The sequence below is a fragment of the Vibrio sp. 10N.261.55.C5 genome (assembly GCF_041470505.1).
Taxonomy (GTDB): domain Bacteria; phylum Pseudomonadota; class Gammaproteobacteria; order Enterobacterales; family Vibrionaceae; genus Vibrio; species Vibrio crassostreae_C.
This window is the reverse complement of the sequence record NZ_JBFRMS010000095.1, coordinates 15,368-37,018: the sequence shown is the minus strand read 5'-3', so window position 1 is coordinate 37,018 and position 21,651 is coordinate 15,368. Positions and strand designations below refer to the sequence as shown.

At 44.7% G+C, this 21,651-nt stretch carries 18 protein-coding genes and 1 pseudogene; 8 read left to right on the top strand and 11 right to left on the bottom strand.

Features of this window, described 5'->3' with window-relative positions:
* Positions 1–147 precede the first annotated feature (147 nt).
* Complete coding sequence (locus AB4263_RS23115; protein WP_082242223.1) at positions 148–1,677, bottom strand: DUF3612 domain-containing protein; 1,530 nt, start codon at positions 1,675–1,677, stop codon at positions 148–150.
* Positions 1,678–1,846: 169 nt separating this feature from the next.
* Between AB4263_RS23115 and AB4263_RS23110 the strand changes: the two genes are divergently transcribed.
* A complete protein-coding gene (locus AB4263_RS23110) occupies positions 1,847–2,443 on the top strand; it encodes a malate synthase (RefSeq protein ID WP_017060610.1) in 597 nt (198 codons plus the stop codon).
* Positions 2,444–2,571: 128 nt separating this feature from the next.
* On the opposite strand, the gene AB4263_RS23105 is transcribed toward AB4263_RS23110, so the two are convergent.
* The 5 genes from AB4263_RS23105 to AB4263_RS23085 all read right to left on the bottom strand — a co-directional run bounded on the left by AB4263_RS23105 (position 2,572) and on the right by AB4263_RS23085 (position 8,875).
* Positions 2,572–3,588 carry a GGDEF domain-containing protein gene (locus tag AB4263_RS23105; RefSeq protein WP_017060611.1) on the bottom strand — a complete coding sequence of 339 codons (1,017 nt, stop codon included), beginning with the start codon at positions 3,586–3,588 and terminating at the stop codon, positions 2,572–2,574.
* Positions 3,589–4,045: 457 nt separating this feature from the next.
* Entirely contained in the window at positions 4,046–4,258 is a 213-nt protein-coding gene (locus AB4263_RS23100) for a cold-shock protein (protein ID WP_004740083.1), read from the bottom strand.
* Between the two features lie 358 nt (positions 4,259–4,616).
* A complete protein-coding gene (locus tag AB4263_RS23095) occupies positions 4,617–5,894 on the bottom strand; it encodes a cytosine deaminase (RefSeq protein WP_372098957.1) in 1,278 nt (425 codons plus the stop codon).
* A gap of 9 nt (positions 5,895–5,903) precedes the next feature.
* Positions 5,904–7,142, bottom strand: a complete 1,239-nt coding sequence (gene codB, locus AB4263_RS23090) for a cytosine permease (protein WP_032545811.1) — start codon at positions 7,140–7,142, stop codon at positions 5,904–5,906.
* A gap of 680 nt (positions 7,143–7,822) precedes the next feature.
* Positions 7,823–8,875, bottom strand: a complete 1,053-nt coding sequence (locus AB4263_RS23085; protein WP_372098956.1) for an HlyD family secretion protein — start codon at positions 8,873–8,875, stop codon at positions 7,823–7,825.
* On the opposite strand from AB4263_RS23085, the pseudogene AB4263_RS23080 reads away from it, so the two are divergent.
* A pseudogene (locus AB4263_RS23080) lies at positions 8,874–9,704 on the top strand (helix-turn-helix domain-containing protein); the annotation flags it as partial. The gene AB4263_RS23085 and the pseudogene AB4263_RS23080 sit on opposite strands and share 2 nt — an antisense overlap.
* Positions 9,705–9,714: 10 nt before the next feature.
* Here AB4263_RS23080 and AB4263_RS23075 read toward each other — a convergent pair.
* Both AB4263_RS23075 and AB4263_RS23070 read right to left on the bottom strand, forming a co-directional pair.
* Positions 9,715–10,635: an urea transporter gene (locus tag AB4263_RS23075; protein ID WP_372098955.1), complete on the bottom strand. Its 921-nt coding sequence runs from the start codon at positions 10,633–10,635 to the stop codon at positions 9,715–9,717.
* Positions 10,636–10,717: 82 nt separating this feature from the next.
* Positions 10,718–11,371 (bottom strand): pyridoxamine 5'-phosphate oxidase family protein, encoded by a 654-nt coding sequence (locus AB4263_RS23070; protein ID WP_372098954.1) that lies wholly within the window; start codon positions 11,369–11,371, stop codon positions 10,718–10,720.
* A 90-nt stretch (positions 11,372–11,461) separates the two neighbouring features.
* Here AB4263_RS23070 and AB4263_RS23065 point away from each other — a divergent pair, with 90 nt between their 5' ends.
* Entirely contained in the window at positions 11,462–12,919 is a 1,458-nt protein-coding gene (locus AB4263_RS23065) for a PLP-dependent aminotransferase family protein (RefSeq protein ID WP_372098953.1), read from the top strand.
* Between the two features lie 46 nt (positions 12,920–12,965).
* On the opposite strand, the gene yjeH is transcribed toward AB4263_RS23065, so the two are convergent.
* The gene (gene yjeH / locus AB4263_RS23060) at positions 12,966–14,237 is read right to left on the bottom strand and encodes an L-methionine/branched-chain amino acid transporter (RefSeq protein ID WP_017066490.1); all 1,272 of its coding nucleotides are present in this window, start codon (positions 14,235–14,237) and stop codon (positions 12,966–12,968) included.
* A gap of 254 nt (positions 14,238–14,491) precedes the next feature.
* On the opposite strand from yjeH, the gene AB4263_RS23055 reads away from it, so the two are divergent.
* From AB4263_RS23055 to AB4263_RS23045, 3 genes are all read left to right on the top strand, one after another.
* On the top strand, positions 14,492–14,953 hold the full coding sequence (locus AB4263_RS23055) for an Lrp/AsnC family transcriptional regulator (protein ID WP_372098952.1): 462 nt from the start codon (positions 14,492–14,494) through the stop codon (positions 14,951–14,953).
* Entirely contained in the window at positions 14,947–15,867 is a 921-nt protein-coding gene (locus AB4263_RS23050) for a LysR family transcriptional regulator (RefSeq protein WP_017061780.1), read from the top strand. Before AB4263_RS23055 ends, AB4263_RS23050 begins: the two co-directional genes overlap by 7 nt.
* A 127-nt stretch (positions 15,868–15,994) precedes the next feature.
* Positions 15,995–16,609, top strand: a complete 615-nt coding sequence (locus AB4263_RS23045; protein WP_372098963.1) for a LysE family translocator — start codon at positions 15,995–15,997, stop codon at positions 16,607–16,609.
* A 393-nt stretch (positions 16,610–17,002) separates the two neighbouring features.
* Here the strand turns inward: AB4263_RS23045 and AB4263_RS23040 are convergent, their stop codons facing one another.
* Positions 17,003–18,166, bottom strand: coding sequence for an alpha/beta hydrolase (locus AB4263_RS23040; RefSeq protein ID WP_372098951.1), 1,164 nt, complete (start codon positions 18,164–18,166; stop codon positions 17,003–17,005).
* A gap of 53 nt (positions 18,167–18,219) precedes the next feature.
* A complete protein-coding gene (locus AB4263_RS23035; protein WP_017061777.1) occupies positions 18,220–18,450 on the bottom strand; it encodes a hypothetical protein in 231 nt (76 codons plus the stop codon).
* A 273-nt stretch (positions 18,451–18,723) separates the two neighbouring features.
* Between AB4263_RS23035 and hcp the strand changes: the two genes are divergently transcribed.
* Both hcp and AB4263_RS23025 read left to right on the top strand, forming a co-directional pair.
* Positions 18,724–20,385, top strand: a complete 1,662-nt coding sequence (gene hcp / locus AB4263_RS23030; protein WP_372098950.1) for a hydroxylamine reductase — start codon at positions 18,724–18,726, stop codon at positions 20,383–20,385.
* A 101-nt stretch (positions 20,386–20,486) separates the two neighbouring features.
* Positions 20,487–21,548 carry a hybrid-cluster NAD(P)-dependent oxidoreductase gene (locus AB4263_RS23025; protein WP_136982710.1) on the top strand — a complete coding sequence of 354 codons (1,062 nt, stop codon included), beginning with the start codon at positions 20,487–20,489 and terminating at the stop codon, positions 21,546–21,548.
* The last annotated feature ends 103 nt before the right edge of the window (positions 21,549–21,651 follow it).

The following is a 21,651-nucleotide window of genomic DNA, read 5'->3' as shown; positions in this document are numbered from 1 at the left end:
GTGACCCTTCTTAAGCCGAGGGTCACCTAGCCAACTGACGTTGTTAGTGAACCTTTCTTGTTCACACAAAATATATGACCAATCACCCTTATTGTGATTGGTTTTTTTTTGCCTGAATTTTAGGTTCTATTTTTTGTTATTACTTTTTTACTCACCACACTTCGAGTAACAGCTTGGCTGGCGTGGGCATTCTCCACCTCTGGAGCAGATAAGCCTCGCCTCTGTCTCAATCCCACGTTCAATCCAATTTATATTTAGAATCTTGGCTATTGTCGTGAGATCTTTCTTGATGTTACGCGGAATTACCACAGAGCCACCATTGTTAACGCATGACGCTTTAAGCTGCTCTGCTATGTCTCTTGAATTACCGCCTTGAGCATCAATCGCAGGGTTGAGATCTATACCAGCACACAGCACACGATTGTTACCCGCAGGATCCGTCATATTGATGGATTCACAGCAGTAGATCCTTGGCTCATCACCCACGTTCAAAATGGATATTTGAGCCGAGCTTCCCGCTCGAGGTTCTGATAATCGACGGAACACAGCCCAATGTTGACATGGGTCAGCGACCGTTCTCATATTTCCCCAAGGCAGTGGAATCCCGTTTCCGCGATATACCGCCTTGAGTTTCCCCGGCCCATAAGCATCAAAGTAGTGCCAGTGAGGGTAGGGCGATACTACAGTCATTCGACGCATCGCAACAGAGGGGGAAACCCCTGCTCTTTTGTGAACGTCGATTTCGTAACCAGTGCGGTCGAGTAGCTGTCTAAACGGAACTTTCGGACACAGAAGTGCACCAGCAAAGAAGCTAGATTCAAAGTCTCGCCATGCTTGAAGAATATCTTGGGAGTTGAGCTGTGAAGATCCTGATACCTGGTTGTCGTCCCACGTGTTGTTGTTACCGACCGACAACACACTCTTTAGGCCCTCTTTGCTGTGCAGAATGCAATGACCGATATAAACCGAAAGGTCGTATTTCAGACGGGTTGGGTACTCTTTAAGGATCTCGTTTAAGAAGATAGTACCGGGAGGCTCAAAGAAGGATGTCACCAACTGCTTAGCGTTAATTCCGAGCTCATCGACTACGTCTTGCGGCGTTCGCGTTACCCAGCGGATGTTGATTCCTAGGCTTCTAGCGATGTCTATCAGGTCTTCTACGCTGAGGTTAAGACGTTTTAAGCCTACTTCTTCCGCAGCGCGCTCAAGGTCAGGGAAGTGGTTCTGGTTGCTCTCTTGGTGTGCTCGAATCAAGAGGTGCGCAAACTGGCGGCCTGAAATGCCCGTTTGTGACAGCATCTCAGGAATCGCAATTTGCAGGATGTCGTTTGAGAATAGGAAGCTCGGCTCGAGCGCCATGCCACTTATCCCACCACGATTCCCCTTATCAGGAGCAATGGCTTGTTGTTCAGATTCGTCGTCGAGGAACCACGTCGGATTCTTCTGAAAGACCTGTGCAATCACTTCCAGCATATCGATGCTCGGAACCCGCTTTCCACGTTCAATCATTGAAAGGTAAGAAACGGAAGGAGCACATTCTGGGTCGATTCTAATACAACGCGCAGACAGGTCTTCCATCGTTAAATGGTTACGTTTTCTTAGGTTACGTATTTTCGTACCTAGGAAATGTGACTGACGAACTAAACTTTTTGACAAGGCCATATTTGTAAAATTCACATTGTAAAATTTTTGTTGTGAAATTGTATGTAAAAAAGCGCTAATCTACAAACTAAGCAATTCACAAAATGACAAATAAATTAAACGTTAGTTTGGAATAATTGCTCTAGGACACATTTTTGCTGTAGAAATCGGTGGTTATCACCGGACTGGTCAAGAGGGAAAGACTATGAATATGCTTACATTCGATAAAACAGAAATCCAAAAACAATCAAAGCCATTTATCGCTGAAGCTGTCTTTGCCGTGGAGACAATCAATGCTAATCAGCAAACTGAAAAGCAAGTGAAAGCAAAGCAGCTGCTTGATCGACTATTCCCACTAGAGAATGGCTCACATCAAGACGTAACCAGCTACGTAGTCGATTACCGCCATATTATGGCTTACTTTAAAGACGGTCAGCACAGCGGTCTGAAGCACCCTAAGCAGTTTGTAGCGTACATGGGTGAGAAGAACGACCCAGACTCTATCTTGTTTCGAGATGGCAGTGGCAGCCACCTAGAGGTGATGTTTGGTTGCCACAAAGGGACAGGTTGTATTGAGCTAGTAGAAATTGATGATATTCAGTTGGAATCATGCACCACGTTTGGCCAATCACCAATGGAAGCGACAACCACAATGCGTGAAGAGACCATTGCAGCGATGCGCCACTGGATCAGTTTGATTCAAGGTGACGCAAAGGGTAAACCAAAGGCATGCAGTGAAGATAAAGAGTTCAGAGCAAAGAGTGGTGAAGACTACTGCTTGAATTATTGCTTCCAGATCTAACGGTGAATCCTAGTTAGCTAAAGTAATTTATACAACTAAAGAAAAAGCCCCGAAGATAATGAACTTTGGGGCTTTCTAGTCTCAATACGAGCCGACTAATATGTCGATAAGAGCATTGTTGGTGTGTTTTACAAAGGCATGACTCGGTTACGGCCAAGTGATTTCGCTTCATAAAGTAGCTTATCAGCACGTTCAATCAGCGATTGAGCTGATTCGCCGGGTTCAAGTTCAGCGACACCAAACGATGCAGTGATACTGCCGACTTGTTGACCACTGCGGCGATCTTTAATCGACAGCTTTTCTAGAGAGCGACGATTGGTATCAGCGAGTTGACGAGCAATACGCAAAGACTTGTTAGGCACAATCAGCGCGAACTCTTCACCACCAAATCGATAGGCAGAAATACCTTCACGGCAACTTAACTTCAGCTTGCGAGCGATCGCTTTAAGCACCATATCGCCAAACAAGTGGCCATAGGTGTCGTTGAAATTTTTAAAGTGGTCGATATCGAGAAGAATCAGACACAAAGATTGTTGTGCTTCACACAGGGTTTCTATGTCACGGTCGAAAGAGCGACGGTTATAGAGTGTGGTTGTACTATCGAAAAGCGCATCTTTCTGAACTTCTACTAACTGGGTTTTTAGCTTGGTGATCTCTGAGGTTGCAGAGTTTAGCTGAGAGTTTAAAAACTGAGTAGAGTGACGAATATGACGGGATTCAGACACCAGCTGTCGAACTAAGGACATGACTTCATCAATAGATAGGCTTTCATTATCAACACGAGCCAAGTCCTCGAAGCTTTTATCGATCATGTCAGAAAAAGCGGAGGTGTCGGTCAGGGTGTCATTCATTGAATTGGAAACTTCAGAAACTAACAGTTCCAAATTAGCGCGAAGGTCATTGATATTGGTTTCGGATTTGCTGGCAACATAATTGTTGTATAGCTGCTCACCAACGGCAGGAGGACAAATACCGTAGTGTTCTAAAACACCATCCATGTCTTGAGTCAGCTGGGGAATAGCGTTATCGACATAGGTGTACCAAAGTGCGTAATTTGCAGGTGTCGTTGACACCCTGTTCTTCATCATAAGAGGCACCGCTTTTTTTAGATTTGCGGTGGATTTCTGAAATTCGTCTTTGTTCATTATTTTTACTGCAGATACCAAAACAACTAAGCCACTTGCGAACAAGGTTAGCGGATTTCGAAGGTCTTTGCTTTAAAAATTATATGATTAGTGGATGAGGGTTGGATAAATAACTCATTTTTATTATGAATATCGATTGTGTATTCATAAGTGTAATCTAATGGATTGTTCTTTAACCATATTTGGGCTTATCAAACTTTCGGCGTAGCGTGAGTTAGTATCAAAAGATTACTGAGAATTAAGTGTTGTCTAGGGAAGTGCATACAAAAAGTGACGTAAATTGATCGTTGAGCTTTAATTGAGAAAGTCTAGGTTGAGGACGCTTGGCTGGTGATTTGCATTTGTTCAGAGTTTACGGGGGAAAGCCTGTATCGAGAGGGGAAATGTTTATAAGCAGGCATAAAAAAGCGCCGATAAAAACCAGCGCTTTAAAATTCTTTTTAGCTATAAGAGCTAATTATTGAGCAACAACGTTTGCTGCTTGTAGGCCTTTTTGACCATTTTCAACTTCGAAAGAAACCTTTTGGCCTTCTTTCAGAGTTTTGAAGCCTTCAGAAACGATTGCACGGAAGTGTACGAATACGTCAGCGCCGCCGTTGTCTTGAGAAATGAAACCGAAACCTTTCTCTTCGTTAAACCATTTTACAGTGCCAGTATTTGTGTTAGACATAATTTGTCCCTTATTCATAAATTTTCTAAGTTGTTGATTGCATTTAATGCAATGCGCTGATAATTGAATTATTTAATATTGCTAAGAAATAAGGAAAAACTACTTACAAAAACGGGTAACGATTTTACATGTCAATTTTTTACTATTCATCTAACTTAAATAACTCCGGCTAACAGAGCGAGAGCATGTTAACACAGTCTTTTGAGATGTACACGCATTGCTTAAGAAATTTGTGCTTTTTTTGTCATACCGTGCGAATGTACAAGATTTACACTGATTTAGTGATAGTTTTGTCGCTTCGTCCAACACAACAAAAGGAAGCATCTCAGCTTCCTTTTGATCATTAGTATAGACGATATTAACGCTTAAAGTTGATATCTTCAGTTTGATCTAAATTTATTTTTGTTTTCGCTGGTTGAGTCTCTGCAATCACCTTACCGTGGCGTATTGAGTACTGCACTGGTACTTGGCGGCGTACTGCATCAAAGCCATTGTCAGCAGGAAGAATCAGCAAGCTACCTGGCTTACCTTCTTCGATACCGAAGTTGTCTTGAATGTTCAATGTGCGAGCAGAGTTCTTGCTGATCAAATCAAGTGAGTTGTTGATTTGGTCGTAGCCCATAACCTGTGTTACATGCAGTCCCATGTGCAGAACTTGAAGCATGTTCGCTGTGCCCAGTGGGTACCATGGGTCAAACACATCATCGTGGCCAAAACAAACGTTGATGTCTGCTGCTAGCATCTCTTTAACGCGCGTTACACCGCGGCGTTTCGGGTAATCGTCGAAACGGCCCTGTAAGTGAATGTTCACTAACGGGTTTGCCACGAAGTTGATACCAGACATCTTCAATAGACGGAATAGGCGAGATGCGTAAGCACCGTTGTAAGAGCCCATTGCAGTCGTGTGGCTAGCGGTTACTTTCTCGCCCATTTCAAACTTATGAGCAAGAGCTGCTAATGTTTCCACAAAGCGAGACTGTTCGTCGTCGATTTCATCACAGTGAACGTCGATCAGACAGTCGTACTTACGTGCAAGCTCGAACACGTAATGCAGAGATTCAACACCGTATTCACGAGTGAATTCGAAGTGAGGGATAGCACCGATAACGTCAGCGCCGATCTTCACTGCTTCTTCAAGCAACTCTTTGCCGTTAGGGTATGAAAGGATGCCTTCTTGAGGGAATGCAACGATCTGGATGTCGACCCACTCTTTCATCTCTTCACGAACTTCAACCATCGCTCTTAACGCAACGAGTGTTGGGTCTGACACATCAACGTGCGTACGAACGTGTTGAACACCGTTAGCTATCTGCCATTTCAGTGTTTGCTTGGCACGAGACTTTACGTCTTCGATTGATAGCAGTTCTTTACGCTCAGCCCAACGCTCAATACCTTCAAACAAAGTGCCAGAGATGTTCCAGTTAGGCTCACCAGCAGTTTGAGTAGTATCTAGGTGGATGTGCGGTTCACAGAAAGGAGTAACTGCAATGCCACCTTCAGCATCAAGGATGTCGCCTTGATGATTGATTTGCGCGCCATTATCGAGAATGCGAGAAAATTGACCATTTTCAATCAGAATCTGTTTCAAGCCTTCTTGGTCTTGAAGTTTCGCGTTCTTGATTAATAAGGTTGTCATAGTGTGTCCTTAAGCGGCCTGAGATTTCAGAGCTTTTTTGTTCAATAGAGGATTAAGCACGAGGTAACTGATTGCACCACCTAACACTGCGTTCAAAGGAACAACGCCAGGTAGGAAGTGACCAGCGGCTACGCCTGTTGCTACCGCGATAATGCCAGCCCAGTTAACGGTTTGGAACTCTGCATTTGCAAAATCTTTGTAACGTTTACGGTTCGCGAAGAAGTCGGCGATGATTACGCCACCAATTGGTGGAATCGCCAGCGAAAGGAAGGTTAACCAACCAACGAAGTTGTTGTATAACCAAAGTGCGAAAATCGTACCGATAATGCCGTTAATGATTGACATTGTAGTACTTGAGCGACCAGTGATGTTAGATAAACCCAAACCGGATGCATAAAGTGCATTTTCATTGGTTGTCCAGATATTCAAGCCAAGCACGATGATGGCTGGAAGCAGCAGACCTTGCGCGATCATCACATCTGAAATATCAGCCTGACCGGTTGCTGCTGCTCCTGCTGCGCCGAAGATAAACATCAGCGAGTTACCGATGAAGAACGCAACCATAGTAATTAATACTGCGCTTGCTGGCTTTTTACCAAAGCGAACGAAATCGGCCGTTAACGTACCCGCACTTACGAACGAACCTACAACCATTGCAAGAGCCATTGAAAAGTCCATTGGCGTCTCTGGTTTAATAAGTTGCAATTGCTCTAGTCCACCAACACTGTCTACCGCAGTCAGTACTGAGTAACCACCCAGAATCGCAATCGCAGGCACTGCAATCGCTGAAAGCACCATTAGCGCTTGAATGCCGAAGTACACTGTACCCGTCATCAATAAGCCAGATACGATAATCAAGGTGTTGGTATCAATGCCCGTTGCTTTTTGTACTGGAATAGCAAACATCGCAACACCCACACCAAACCAACCGACTTGTGTACCACCAAGTAAAGCAGAAGGAAGCCATGAGCCTTTAGTACCGAAAGAGAAACGAGCAAGGAGGTGGGTAGAGAGGCCAGTAGATGAGCCGATGTAGCCAAGAAAAGAAGTGTAAATACCGAGGATTAGGTTACCGATGAGAACGGCGAGGAAGAAATCGTTGAATGAAAGACCTGTCCCGAGTGAACCACCTGTCCACATACTTGCAGAGAAGAAAGTGAGTCCAAGCATTACCATGGTGAGTGAAGCGACTCCTTTCCTAGCCGATGTAGGAACCGGCCCTAGACTGTAGTTATTATCAGCAGCCATTTTTTACCTCCGCAAATGATCAAAATTAAAATTAACGGTCGCCGTATTGCAGGAAAACTTGCGCATTATGGTGATATAAATCACATAGTCAATGCTAATTTTGTCAATAATTGCCCATAAAAACCAGTTATTGCAGTAATTATCTTGTAAAACATAGGGTTATTTTCTGTCTTTATTTAAAAAAAACAAATAGAAAACGTTTTCTATAATGCGTTGGTTATCTGCTGTTCTTGGTTGGCTATGAATGCTTATTATTATACGTCTGAATGGGTGTCTGTATCGAAAAAGAGGGCGGTTGGCCAAACTGCAGGCAAAAAAATAGCCAATCGCAATAATCGCAATTGGCCTATATATTTTGTGAACAAGAATAGGTTCACTAACAACGTCAGTTGGCTAGGTGACCCTCGGCTTAAGAAGGGTCAATATATACATTGCAGTTAGTGTGCCAACTTTTAAAACCACGTAAAACGGCAGTTTTATAGCAATCTGGTGCGTATTTGAGCGTTTAATTTGCGTTTTTGAAATGCCTAATTGCAAAATGCAATTGCGATTTGCAACTTTAGAGTGTTTATTCGTTTTTCGGGTTTGTGTTCTTTCTGGCGACGAATGGTGAAATAAACAAAAAGCCGGTGCGATCTAAGAGCGCACGGGCTTGGGTATTGTTTCACCAATAGGAAGTATTAGATGGAGTAGAAGAAGTACAGTTGAGACTTCATTCTAATGATGATCCCGCGTATTACGTCTAGGAACGCCATAAAGCTGATAGGCTTCTCACCGCTTACCCACGCTAATCCGACAGAGCCAACAGGAATATCGTAACCCTCTGCCTCATCAATTTTTAAACGAACAAAGTGGTGCTTGTTCTGAAGGTTTTTGCCTGTGGTAACACGAACCTGCTCATCGATACCCAGCAAACTTGCTTGCGCTTCACCAGTGGCTTCTACAATGCCTTCTACGGTTGCAGAGAACACTTTTCCTGGGTATACCGCTGTCGCAAATTCCGCAGGTTGACCGACCTTAATATTACGAATCGCTTGGTGGTTAACTCGCATCAGCACGTACTTCTCTTCGGTATACATCTGGATACGAGGCATCATTGAAACACGCTGACCTTCACGAAGAATAAAGTTCGTTACAAAGCCGTCAGTCGGTGCCGTGACTTTGGTGCTGTTCAAGTCCCATTGTGCTTGTGCCAGTGTTGCCTTTGCTGAATCGACCTCAGTTTGCTTCTTGCTCACATTGGTTTCAGCTTTGTGGATGTTCAACTTCGCATTCTCGGCATCGACTTCTTTCTTGCTAAGCTGAGATTCCAATGTCGTAACGTTATACGTCGCTAAGTCTACCTTTGCTGTTTGTTGGTCGATGTCAGTTTCAGTGATCGTATGTTCTACCACTTTGTTTTGCTTCTGGTAACGATCAAGCGTCTTTGACTGCAGTACTAAGTCTGTTTTAGCCGAATCTATTTGTGCGACTGAAGCTTTGATGTCTTCAAGCGCCGATTGATAGCTGACTTTTGCAATGCTCACTTCTTGACGAGCTGTGTCTAAAGCGACCTCTGCAGATTCAAGTTGAACGCTGGCTTTGTCTCTTGCGATGACATATTTGGTGTCATCAATTTCGTAAATTAGTTGTCTTTCAGTCACATCCTGGTTCGGGTGGATGTGGACTTTAGAAGTTTTTCCCGACACATTAGTTGAATCGGGACGCAGCTGAATATGTGGAGACTGAACCACTGAGCCTCCCGATATTATCTTGAAGCTGGCTGATAGAGTGGATATTGAAAGGCTAGGTTCTCTCTCTAACTGGTTTTTCTCGGGGCACGATCTGGCGTCGTCTATACGCCGAGTTAACATCGGGTTGCACTGTTTGCAGTCCGGGGCTTTTCTATATGGCGCTCAAGTCGGTAATTTCATCAAATGGTGCTACGACAATCCTGCTTATACTGAGGTGGGTAAAGTTCATGACTCAATTCGAGTTGCCATCTTTATGATGAAGATATTAAGGCGTTACTTGGGAGACGACTTTACTCCCGCAGCCGTCTCTATCGCAGGTTATCGCGAGAACACTCAACTCTATCAAGAGTATTTTGGGTGCAATATTCAGTGGGGCCAGCCACGAACTGAAATCTGGATACCAAGCCAGTCGAGGTTATCGAGCAATCAAGCCCCTTCTAGCGGCAAGATGAGCTTGGCAATGAACTTTCATGACTTAGATAATTACCTCAACATGCCTGATGCCGCGGATGAGCATAAGGTGACCTATGAGATGATCAATTACAGTCGCCATTTCGGCCTGCCAACACTGCATAAAGTGTCGAGTTTGCTTGGGTTATCTGAACAGCAATTTCAACGTCGATTGCATAACTTAGGCATCAACTTTTCTACCATTATGGGCTATGCGTTAAGTAATGTGGCGGTGGAGTTGTTGATGTATTCAGTGCCAATAGATAAAGTCGCGACGAGGCTCGGCTATACCAATGTCGCGAGCTTTAATCGGATGTTTAAGAAACATCGAGGTTTGACACCCAAGCAATATGTTGAGCGCCTAAAAACTGGCCTGTAACTATTCAGAGCTAACTTATGGTTCGTTTATGGATCAGGCTGGACAAGTAAACCATCCCCCAAGTACTCAAAATGAAAGGGGCGGTGAGTGGTAACAGTGACAGTTCATGAAAACCAAGTGTGATGAGACAGCTTAACAGCATGCCTAATAGGATTAACGGCCAACGGATTCGCGGATAGGGCACAAGTGCTAAAGTGGCAAGAATGGCGTTGTACCCGTAAAGACCTTGAGCTACCAGTTCGTTAGAAGCGCCAATCAACCCGCTAAATACGGTGCTAATTATTACTGCGAGCATAACCCAAATGGCATGCTTGATATTGTTGAGTGCGATGGCGACTAAGATAACGAGCCCCGACAACGCATTTTCGATGAAGCTGACTTGGCTTATCCCTTTTAACAACGGGATCACCACTGTCGGCAGGTTGAACCACGAGTTAGCCTCAATACTGATGAGTGGCATCAGTGCGGAATCAGGTGCAGAAAACGCTGACAGCTCAAAGGTTGATTGGATAATATAAATCAGCCAAGTGGTGAGGATAAAGGCGCTAGTGTAACCGCGATATTTCTCAAAACTGAATACGATGTGGGCAATCGGCACCGTGAGTAATGCACCTAACGCAGTCACTAAAGCCAATAATGGTGTCACACCAAAAAAGTTACCGATAAATAAACCAATCAAAGCGCCATTTAGCGCGTACATTCCACTATCAATGTCGTCAACTGACTTGTTGGTGTTGGTGTACATATAGCCATAGAAAGCTAATGCATAGCTGCAACTGGCGCCAAGTAAGGTAAGAAAAGCCAGCGCCAGTGACTCAATAGAAATGGCAAGCAACAGCAAAGTCGACGTCATGATAGACAGTGTGAAATAGACTTGCCCAATGCCATTGAGCAAGCCTTGAAACGGCAGAATATCCTTGTTCGTTTTCATCGTCTGATTACATTATTGAGTCATGTTAAATTTTTGTAATTCAGATTGTATGCAATTTTATCAAGTTCACCATCTTCGAGTGTTAATTCTGATACCAGCGTTCACCATAAGCTTGTTGGTAATCTGGTGTTTCAATGATGCCTTCTTGTTCTGGAACGGTTTCTAACGGCCCAACAACAGTTCTATAGGGTAATACGCCAGCCCAAACTGGAATGTCCATATCGGCATCATTCACTCCATGTTTACCAATCTTCACGGAAGCTTCTGTTAAAGGTATCGCCAACAACTCGGTCGCAGTGAGTTCTTTTTCATTACTGAGCCTCACTTCATCGGTTCTGCCCGGTGCGATTTGCTCAATAAAGATATTCAACAAGCGATCCTTTTCTTGATTGTCATCGATGACTGAAAATGACCCCAATACCACAGCAGAACGATAATGCGCACTATGATGAAATGCCGAACGAGCCAGCACCCAACCATCGAACAAGGTGAACGTTAAACAGGTTGGTTCTCCCTTTTTTAGTCCTTTTAGTAGGCGACTGTTTTTAGCTCCATGAATGTAGACTATATCACCCACTCGCCACGCGAGCATCGGGATGACCATTGGTCCTTGTTCGCCCTGCAATGCAATGTGTGCGATTAAGCTCTCATCAATAATTTGGTGCAGTTTCTCTTGTTCAAATACGGCTTTGTGAGCCCCTTTTTTAATCGTGGTTCTTTTCGTGTTAGATAACATAATCGCTCCTTAATCATTGCCTTTTGATTAATGTAGCGATTAACTGGTCTATTAAATAGAGCCACTTTAAAACACTATTTGGATCCAGTTATGCAGCCTATCGATGTCGGTGATCTACAGTTAGACGAACAACACGGCACGCGTCAAACCGCCTTGTTCCACGCGATAAGAGAGAAGATCGTTCAAGATTTATGGAGCAAGGGCAGTAAGTTACCTTCAACACGTAAGTTGGCTGTCGAGTTATCGGTGAGTCGAAATACGGTGATTTATGCGTACGAACAACTGGTTACTGAAGGCTATATCGAGAGTAAGCAAGGCTCAGGGTTTTATGTCTCGGTTGAACAACCAGAACACTTTCTAAGTTTGTCTAAGCCAAACAGTGTTCAGGATCCGAAGGTCAAACAAACAGTCAGTAAACCGAGTACAAACATAGCGACACCTAACGACATTAACCGCAGCTTTGCCCCAGGAGTTCCTGACTTAGATGCGTTCCCTTTTGCGAAATGGCAGAGGTTGCTGCAACGTCACTCTACACGTCAGAACATTGCGGGCAATCAAGAGGTTCAGGGAAGCTCAGCCTTGAGGGAAGCGTTGAGTGGGTATCTTGCAAGCAGTCGTTCCGTTCATTGTAATGCCGACAGAATCATCATCACCGCAGGTGCGCAGCAAGCCATCTCAATCGGATTAATGGCAACGTTAGCGATGGGCGACAAAATCCTCGTGGAGGAACCCGGTTATCGACAAGTACATAAAATTATCGATCTGTTGAGACTAGAGTTAGAAGGTGTAAGTGTGCGTGAAAAGGTGGGGTTGGATATTGAGAAAGTGTTGGCCAGTAATGCTAAGGCTCTGTATGTCACACCGAGTAACCAATACCCAATGGGCACGACTTTAAATACTGAGCAGCGCCTTAAACTGATCGATTGGGCCAATCAACATCAGTCATGGATCATTGAAGATGACTATGACAGTGAGTTCCAGTTTGCTCATCGCCCTTATACCTGCATGCAAGGGTTGGCGGGAAAGTTGGGGTTCGATGATCGCATCATCTATGTCGGCTCTCTGAGTAAGGTTATGTTCAATGGCCTTCGATTAGGGTACTTAGTGGTACCAGAAAGTCTGGTGGCGAAGTGTCTTGAGATCAAAGACGCGCTTACTGGAGACACGGCGTCCCACACACAGGAAGCTTTGGCGGATTTTGTTCGAGAAGGCGACTTGCTGCGTCATATTAGAAAGATGCGTCGGTTATACAAACTCAAGTATGAAGCCATGATAGAAGCGATTGAAAGCGAGTTTAACGGTGATTTTGAAGTGATCAGTCAGGCAGCAGGGCTACATGTGACCGTGAAGTGGTATCAAGGTATATCTGAGACTGAATGGAGTCATAGAGCTGAGCTTGAAAATATCATCATTCGTCCGTTTGATTTTTATGAATATGGATCAAGTGATGCTCGTGATTGGAGTGGGGTGGTGTTGGGGTTTGGAAATATCCGATTGGCTGACATAAAGCCGAAGATCAAACAGATCGCTCGGCTTTTTTATCAGTAATATTGGTAGGGCTTGTTTACCATTTTCTGATTCATCACGAATCGAGTTACAACTTGTCGATAGAGACGGTGGGTTTACCTTTACCTAGCCACTTCCGCCAAGGGAGTGACAATGTCACAAAAACAGTCACAGCATAGAGCATCGACCAACTTAAACAGATAAACACCAAGGTACAGATGACCAATGAAAGCATGGCAGTGTATCTAGATGCGCCTGTTAGTAATCGGCAAGCGGCTAACATTGCGAGCAGATAAACCAGAACAAAAATACCGTTGGCGAGCTTGAGAAAGAACTCAAGGTCTAAATTAGACAGCTCACCAATCACACACGAAATAAGCACGACAAAGCCAATTGCTAACGTTGGGTAGAGCGGTACGCCGCGGCTGTTCAGTTGAGCCATTCGACTTGCAGGGCTGTGTTGGCGGGCCTGAGCCCAGATCATCCGAGACAGGCTTTGTGTGTAAAGGTTTAGGCTGGCAAAGCAAGCAAAGAACCCCAGCACGCTGATGACGGTTTTGAAGCCATTACCAAACAGTTGTTCTGTTACCCAAGGGATGGATGCGGCATCGAATTCAGATGAACCGAAAGCACCCAGCTTAAGAATCACTACTGAACAAGCCCAGTACACTAGCCCCGCAACAAAACAGCCTGCAATGATGGCGATTGGGAAGTCACGTTGTGGATTTTTGAATTCCTCTCCCATGTGAGCAAAAGCTTCTATTCCGACAAAGCACCAAAACATGACAGCTAAAGCAGCGCCGATAGACCACATTGAATTGGATGAGATGGCAGGAAGAGCAACATCGGTTGCCGTGATGTCGGCTTTCCAAACAAAAGCGCTGACTAAGGCAAAAATCGACAATGCGATCACGGTTTGCAGTCGGCCAGAAGATTTACTGCCCATCAAATTGACGGCAATAAGCAGGGCGACGGTAAAGGATTGAGCACCAAGTGGTGTATCGAGAGGTGCGGGTAACAATTGTTGAGCAAAACCACCAGCCAGTGCAATGGCCGCTGGAATACCGACAGGAATAACACTCACAAACAACCACGCCACGCTTGTTTCTAATCGCTCGCTAAACGCCTGGCGCACAAAATAGGCAGTACCACCTGCATTCGGGTAGCGTTTTCCTAATGATGCGAAGGTCAGTGCAATCGGGCAAATAGCGATAAACAGGATTAACCAAGCGAGAAGAGACAACTGTCCTGCAATGCCTGCTGCGATCGCAGGGATCATAAATAATCCAGTGCCTAGCAAGGTCGTCGAGAGTTGTCCGATTCCTGAAATAAGCGTGATTTCTTGTTTGAGTTGTGTCATTCGCTCTCCTAGCTATTTGATTCTGGTCACGGTCTTCCAGTAACTTTCTTCTGGTGTGTGAGAAGTTATGATTGAGAGCATACATTGTTGACATCAATAATACAGCTAGCGAAACGTCGTAAGACACCGTCATTTTAACGGTATTAATCCGATTCAGTGTGAAAGTGTCGGCTGTCAGAATGGCTGTTATAAGTAGGAAAGTTGTGTCAAATTAGGCGTTATAAATAGAACAATAAATGAAAAGAATCAGAAGCATGGATAAATTTGATCGCCAGATTTTGGATATTCTCAAAACCAATGCACGATGCTCAGTGAGCGATATCGCCCGAGATGTCAGCCTCTCGCGCTCAGCGGTGAACGCCAGAATCAAGAAACTGGAAAGCGACAAAGTGATTACGGGCTACTGCGCTCAAGTGGCAGAACCCAACCAAACGAAGAATGTGTGCGCTTATATCTTGTTGAAGTTCGACATGTCGAGTAGTGACCATAGTTGTGAGTCTTACGCGAAACAAATCCAGAGTATTGATGAGGTGCAATGGTGCCACTCTATTAACGGTGAGACAGATATGATGTTGTACGTGGAAGTGGAAAGCATGGAGAGCTTGAACCGAGTTCGCGATCAGCTGCAAAGTTACCCGGATCTTCGCCACTTAATGACTCATACGGTTTTGACCGAGTTTTTCAACAAACAGAATGCGACGGTGCATTCATGTTAGGCAATATCAACTTAAACCTACTGCGTTCACTGCATGTACTTCTTGAAGAGTGTCATGTGAGCCGTGCCGCCCAACGTTTGCATATCACACAATCCGCGGTGAGCCGTCAGCTCAGCCAGTTACGTGATTTGTGTGGCGACCCTTTGCTGGTCCGTGACGGCAACAAACTGGTGCCGACCAACCGTGCATTGCTACTCAAAGGTAAACTCGACGACCTGCTTGGCGAGTTTGACCACCTGTTAGATGATAAACCCTTCGAGCCGCAAGACTGGCAGGGTGAATTGGTGTTGTCTTCGAGTGATTATGTCGCTCAGTATATTCTTCCTGTGATTGTGGCAGAGGTGTCTGCTGAAGCGCCGAACATTAATTTGGCTTATCGATTGTGGCAGCCAAACTACCTTGAAGCACTGAACGAGTCTGGGATTCATTTGGCTTCCAGTATGTTTCCCACAAAGCCAGAACATGTCTCAAGTATCAAACTTGGTGAAGATAAGTCGGTGTGTTTGATGCGAAAGTCGCACCCGCTGGCTCAACAAGCGGTTTTGAGTGCAGAAGATATTGTTCACTACTCTCACATCAAAGTGACGGGTGGTGGAGATAAAGACAGTTACGCGGACATAGCATTGAAGAAGCAAGGGCTGAAGCGAAGAGTGGCTTTACAGGTTCCGTTCTTTTCATCTGCTGGTACTGTGTTATTGCAAGACGACTATCTGATGATCGTGCCAGAACATATCGCCTATAACCTAGGTCGACACCTCGATACTACCTACTTTTCGTTGCCATTTGATACGGAAATGCATACCTATTGGTTAATGTGGCATCCTAAATATGACAACGACTCTGCCCACAAATGGGCGCGAGAAAAAGCATTCCAAGCCATGCAAAAGTCGAGTTACAATATCAGTATGACTTGAAATCATAGGTGTGATGATAATCTTTGATTTCAAATAATACCTCCTGCGAATTATGGTAAGTGCCAAGTATTGAGTATTAAGCGTAGAGCGTTCAGCTGGAACGCTTTATTTTATTAGGAATGGAATGATGACAGTAACAATTTGGTTTTCTTTATTAGCGATTTGCTTGTTGGGTGCAATGTCTCCGGGCCCAAGCTTGGCGATGATCGCTAAACACAGTTTGGCTGGTGGCCGTATGAACGGGCTTATCGCAGCTTGGTCACACGCTGCTGGTATCGGTATTTATGCGTTCGCAACCATTGTTGGTTTAGCCGTTGTGCTTGAGCAATCCCCAATGTTATTTAAAGGTATTAGCTTAGCGGGGGCTGCTTATCTGCTTTATCTTGGCGTTAATGCGTTACGTTCGAAAGGTGGTGTTGCCGAGAAATTAGAAGCGGGTGAAAAGATGAGTTACATGCAGTCTGCTCGTGAGGCTTTCTTGATCTCTATCTTGAGCCCAAAGATCGCATTGTTCTTCATCGCTCTGTTTAGCCAATTTGTAGCGCTAGGTAATGAACTGACCAATCAAGTGATTATTGTCTCAACGCCGCTGATTGTCGACGGCCTTTGGTACACCTTTATCACCTTGGTACTGTCTAGCCCGTTGATTGTTGAACGTATTCGCTCGAAAGCTCAGTTGATTGATCGACTATCTGGCGTGGTGCTGATCCTGCTTGCTGTTCGCGTGGTGTGGACGATATAGCAGTAAACGATAAGAATAAGTAACTAGGGTCTGTTAACTTTTAGTGGTTAAATTTTGTTCGAGATAGAATCGTTTTAGGCGCGGCAAGGAGTATGTAGCCTAGTCATTCTAAGTTAATACTTCTTAACAAAGCATAAAACGATTCTAGCCGAACCCTTCGGGCAGCCTTTGTGGTTCATTTCTACTGCGTTATCGGCTTCTCATGTAGGCTAGCTACACTTCAAAGCCTCTGCCTTGTAGACATTTCCCACAAAGTGCTGCAAAAATCAGCTCTAAAGGTCAACAGACCCTAGACGTTCACCAGAAACGACACTCATTAAAAAAGGCTCACTAGACGTTATCTAGTGAGCCTTTTTGATTTCTCTGGATTAGCTTTTGGAAGACTTGAGCTTATTAGCCTTCAGAGTTCAGTACGGCATCTAGCTTCGCCATCGAGTCTGAGAAGTAGGGGTTGTAGGTCAAACGCGCATGGTTCTTCCCTTCTTCACGATAGCCCCAAGCTGAGTACCAAACCTCACTGGTTGCATTGCATTGTTCTTCAAACCCTTCTGCCTGACCATTGGAGCAAATCTTCTCGCTACCATTGATTCCGTAATAAGGGTTGTTTGGTGAGAACAGTAAGCCCATGTGAGAGCCGTTCGAGATGCGTTGCTCTGGGATCTTCATGCTGTACTGAACAGCGCGAGGATCCTCGAGAGTCGTCTCTCCTTGCCAAACCAACACATTGTTTGGATTCGGCATAGATTCAGTAAAGGCTTGCTGAACGTAGTTGGTGTCAATCACGCTGTCGCCTTCACTCATCATAACAAAAACTGGTTTATCGAAGTGTTTATCTTGTAAGTCACCACGTACGACTTCTGATGTCTCGTAGTAAACCGATGCACCATTCATTGGCAACGAGTTGTAACGCAACACATTGTCTTCAGGATCTTGATCCGCCCAAGTGACAAAGTAGCTTGCTAGTCCCGCGTATTGAACGGCAGACGAGCTCGGTTGAAACGCAGGTGAGAACAGCAGTAACCCAGAGATCTTTGGATCGTTCATCGCCTGTGAAGTCACGAGGTTCGCGCCGGTTGAATAGCCGCCTAGCCAAACAGAATCATACTCTTGCTCAAGTAACTTCGTATGATGAGCCACCACACCTTGCCAATCTTCTAGGCTCGGCTGCATTAAATCACCCACGCGACTGCCGTGACCCGGAAGTAATACGGTTCTCACTAAGTAACCTTGCTCTGCCAAATGGGTAGCGATGTCTTTAAATGAGTAAGGTGAGTCGCCTAATCCATGAACCAATAATACCGCCTTGCCGTTTGGCGAGGTTGGTTGATACTCGGTTGGTGAATTGAGTTGGATCTCGAGTTGCTTGTCTTCCGTCATGAACACGCGGTTTTTCAATAACCAATCTTGTGTGTCATTGACGTAGGCATCAAAGCTGTCTTGCTGATAGCTAGGCAAGTCTGGAGATGTTTCGTAAGCGGGTATCGGTGTCTCGTTGGAACAACCAACGAGACTTAAAGTCGTTAAGGCCAGCAGTGCTAGGAGGGGCTTTCTTTGCATTATGTAATCTTGTATCTGTTGTGCTTTCACTATGTCTGAAACTAAAGTTTAGGTTACTTTTTGCTTGAAAGGTCTTCGTATTCACCTTCAATAACACCGGCATCATTGGTTGATGACTGACGAGTGTTCATATGAGCTGCGAAACCTTGTTTCTTCATTTGATTCTGAATGCGCTTGCCAGTAATTAAAGCTGCAATAGCTAAAGGAATAGCAAGGATCAAGCTTGTGAATAACGCCAAAAGGCCAGTAAACAATGCAACAATCGTAACTAATATATTTTTCATATTCATTCCTCTTTTTCTATGTTGTTACTTTATCGCTTCTATTCTGAACGAAACATGAACGCCGTTAATAAATCTCTGAGAGTCACTATGACACGGATGTGTGCTGTTAGGGAGTTTATATGTAGTCATAATCACGCACTAAAAACATGGAATAAAACTAAGTTTAATAAAATCAATATGTTAAAAGTTGGCACGCTTGATGCTCTATAGGGGTTGGAATAAGTCACTGTAAGCAAAGTACTTACAGTTAATAAAAATTACTGGAGCCCTTATATGTTCTGTATTCAATGTGAACAAACAATTCAAACCCCAACCGTAAAAGGCTGTTCTTTCGCACAAGGTATGTGTGGTAAAACTTCGGAAGTATCCGACCTTCAAGACGTGTTGGTGCATTCTCTTCAAGGTGTTTCTTTTTGGGCCAATTTGGGCCGTGCGTGTGATGTTATTGATACTGAAATCGACGAGTGGGCGCCAAAAGCGTTTTTCGCAACACTAACCAACGTTAACTTCGACCCTGCTCGTATCATCGAATTCGCACAACAGTCCCATGAATTCAAGCAGCGTTTAGAGCAACAGGTTCGCGCGGCAGCGACATTGATTGGTTTTGAGATCCCAGCGCTTTCTGCTGCTGCTCAATTCGACCTTCCAACGGACTCTTCAGAGCTATTGGCGCTTGCCCCCCAAGCGGCGGTAAACCGTGGTCACGACTCTCAACACGAAGATGTGATTGGTCTTCGCCTTCTTTGCCTATACGGTCTAAAAGGTGCAGCAGCTTACATGGAGCACGCACGTGTTCTTGGTCAAACTGATAATGCTATTTTCGCTGAATACCATGAAATCATGGCGTTCCTAGGTTCAGATCCATCAGACCTAAAACAACTGTTAGATACGTCTATGCAGATCGGCTTAATGAACTACAAGGTCATGGAAATGTTGGATAAAGGCGAGACAGATACCTTCGGTCACCCTCAACCAACAACCGTGAATGTGAAGACGAAGCGAGGTCACTGTATCCTTGTTTCTGGTCACGACCTGCATGATCTAGAAAAGATCCTTCAACAAACGGAAGGCAAGGGCATTAACGTTTACACCAACGGTGAGATGTTACCTGCACACGGCTACCCTGAACTAAACAAGTACCCACACCTTGCGGGTAACTACGGCAGCGCTTGGCAGAACCAGCAAAAAGAATTTGCGAACTTCCCAGGTGCGATCGTAATGACATCTAACTGTCTGCTTAACCCAGATGTGGGCTCGTACGCTGACCGCCTATTTACGCGTAGCATCGTAGGCTGGCCGGGTGTTGCTCACCTTGAAGGTGACGATTTCAGTGCAGTGATCGATTGTGCTCTTGCGCAAGAAGGCTTTAAGCATGACGAGATCGAGCAAATGATCACTGTCGGTTTTGGTCGTAACGCCTTGATGGAAGCAGCGCCTGCGGTTGTTGAACAAGTGAAAGAAGGCAACATCAAACACTTCTTCCTAGTGGGTGGTTGTGACGGCGATAAATCTGAACGTAGCTACTACACAGATTTCACAGCTCAAGCGCCAGAAGATTCAGTAATCCTGACATTGGCATGTGGTAAATTCCGTTTCAACAAAAACCAATTCGGCGACATTAACGGTATTCCACGTCTGCTCGATGTTGGCCAATGTAACGATGCATACTCAGCGATTCAGCTTGCTCTTGCGCTGTCTCAAGAGTTTGATTGTGGCATCAACGAACTACCACTAACACTTGTTCTTTCTTGGTTCGAGCAAAAAGCGATCGTTATCCTGCTTACTCTGTTCGCACTGGGTGTGAAAGGTATCTACACAGGCCCAACAGCGCCTGCATTCCTAACTGAAAACCTACTAAAGATTATTCAAGACGAGTTCGATATGCGTTCTATCTCAACGCCAGAGCAAGATCTTAAAACAATCTTAGCGGCTTAATCTAAGCCCACTCCCAAGCCCCGTTGTTGCTGTTCTCTAGGAACGTGCAGCGGCGGGGCTTTTTAGATTTAATTCTTTAGTATCAGTGAGGTGTGTGAACTATGTATGCATGGTCGGATAGCGATTCAATCAATTTAGTGTGTTTAAAGAAATGGCACGAGACGCCAGATACGGTCAGCTTTGAGCTTGGCAGTATTCCACAAGATTTACATTTCAATTTTAAGCCCGGTCAGTTCATCACCTTGGGTTTAGATATGCCGACGAAAACGGATTACCGTGCTTATTCCGTGGCTTCTTGCCCCGAAGATAACCGCCTGAAGTTGACGGTCAAGCGTGTGGAAGGTGGCTTGGTTTCGAACTTTATTGTTGATGAGCTTGATGAAGGTGACGAGGTTTCTGTGTTGAAGCCGGCAGGCTCGTTTAACTGTATTGATTGCATGCCAACGGCAACAAAGAAAGTAACGCTAGTGAGTGCGGGCTGTGGCATTACACCCGTAATGGCGATGGTAAAATATTGGCTGTCTCAAGACAGTGACAGTGACATTGAGATTGATTTCGTCCACATGGCACGCAACAAGCTTGAGACTATCTACTTTCAAGAACTTCATCAGCTCGATGAATCACATGCGAATTTCAACTTAAAACTGCTGTTAAAAGACAACGAAGGAACAACCGCCCCTCAAGGTCGTTTAGATAAAAACTGGTTGGTGAAACTGAGCCCAGATATCTTAGATAGAACGGTTTACCTGTGTGGGCCTGTCGGCTTCATGCAAGATATTGAGAGTTATCTGAAAGAGCTTGAGTTCAACATGGATAACTTCTATCAAGAAAGCTTTACTCCTGCTACTCAGGATGCTCAATCAGAAGCGTCAAACGCCGAAATTGCTGACGATACGAATAGTGCTGTTAAGGTATTTGTGCCTGCGTTCGGCGCTGAAGTTGAAGCGGAAACTGGCACACCATTGGCGGATTCATTAGAAAAAGCAGGCGTTCCAATTATTATCGCTTGTCGTAGTGGGATTTGTGGTTCGTGTAAATGCAAAGTGACCAAAGGATCTGTGGAATCAAGCAGCCAAGAAACATTGACGCCAGAGCAGATTGAACAGGGCTACGTGCTTGCATGTTCAAGCTCGATTCAGTCAGATGTTGAGGTTGAGTTATAACAGACGTAAAGCTGTGCAAGAGTGATGAAGACAAGATCTTATTATAGCGATAAAAGTTAGGGCGCTAGATGTAAAAAGGCCACCTAGATCAGTTAGAGAGAGC

Excerpts from the sequence above, each read along its gene's own strand:
- codB (WP_032545811.1), bottom strand. The coding sequence starts at position 7,142 with ATGGCTGCTGATAATAACTACAGTCTAGGGCCGGTTCCTACATCGGCT.
- hcp (WP_372098950.1), top strand. The coding sequence starts at position 18,724 with ATGTTCTGTATTCAATGTGAACAAACAATTCAAACCCCAACCGTAAAA.
- AB4263_RS23110 (WP_017060610.1), top strand. The coding sequence starts at position 1,847 with ATGAATATGCTTACATTCGATAAAACAGAAATCCAAAAACAATCAAAG.
- AB4263_RS23100 (WP_004740083.1), bottom strand. The coding sequence starts at position 4,258 with ATGTCTAACACAAATACTGGCACTGTAAAATGGTTTAACGAAGAGAAA.
- AB4263_RS23040 (WP_372098951.1), bottom strand. The coding sequence starts at position 18,166 with ATGCAAAGAAAGCCCCTCCTAGCACTGCTGGCCTTAACGACTTTAAGT.
- AB4263_RS23070 (WP_372098954.1), bottom strand. The coding sequence starts at position 11,371 with ATGTTATCTAACACGAAAAGAACCACGATTAAAAAAGGGGCTCACAAA.
- AB4263_RS23055 (WP_372098952.1), top strand. The coding sequence starts at position 14,492 with ATGGATAAATTTGATCGCCAGATTTTGGATATTCTCAAAACCAATGCA.
- AB4263_RS23105 (WP_017060611.1), bottom strand. The coding sequence starts at position 3,588 with ATGAACAAAGACGAATTTCAGAAATCCACCGCAAATCTAAAAAAAGCG.
- AB4263_RS23035 (WP_017061777.1), bottom strand. The coding sequence starts at position 18,450 with ATGAAAAATATATTAGTTACGATTGTTGCATTGTTTACTGGCCTTTTG.
- AB4263_RS23075 (WP_372098955.1), bottom strand. The coding sequence starts at position 10,635 with ATGAAAACGAACAAGGATATTCTGCCGTTTCAAGGCTTGCTCAATGGC.
- AB4263_RS23065 (WP_372098953.1), top strand. The coding sequence starts at position 11,462 with ATGCAGCCTATCGATGTCGGTGATCTACAGTTAGACGAACAACACGGC.
- AB4263_RS23050 (WP_017061780.1), top strand. The coding sequence starts at position 14,947 with ATGTTAGGCAATATCAACTTAAACCTACTGCGTTCACTGCATGTACTT.
- yjeH (WP_017066490.1), bottom strand. The coding sequence starts at position 14,237 with ATGACACAACTCAAACAAGAAATCACGCTTATTTCAGGAATCGGACAA.
- AB4263_RS23045 (WP_372098963.1), top strand. The coding sequence starts at position 15,995 with ATGACAGTAACAATTTGGTTTTCTTTATTAGCGATTTGCTTGTTGGGT.
- AB4263_RS23025 (WP_136982710.1), top strand. The coding sequence starts at position 20,487 with ATGTATGCATGGTCGGATAGCGATTCAATCAATTTAGTGTGTTTAAAG.
- AB4263_RS23095 (WP_372098957.1), bottom strand. The coding sequence starts at position 5,894 with ATGACAACCTTATTAATCAAGAACGCGAAACTTCAAGACCAAGAAGGC.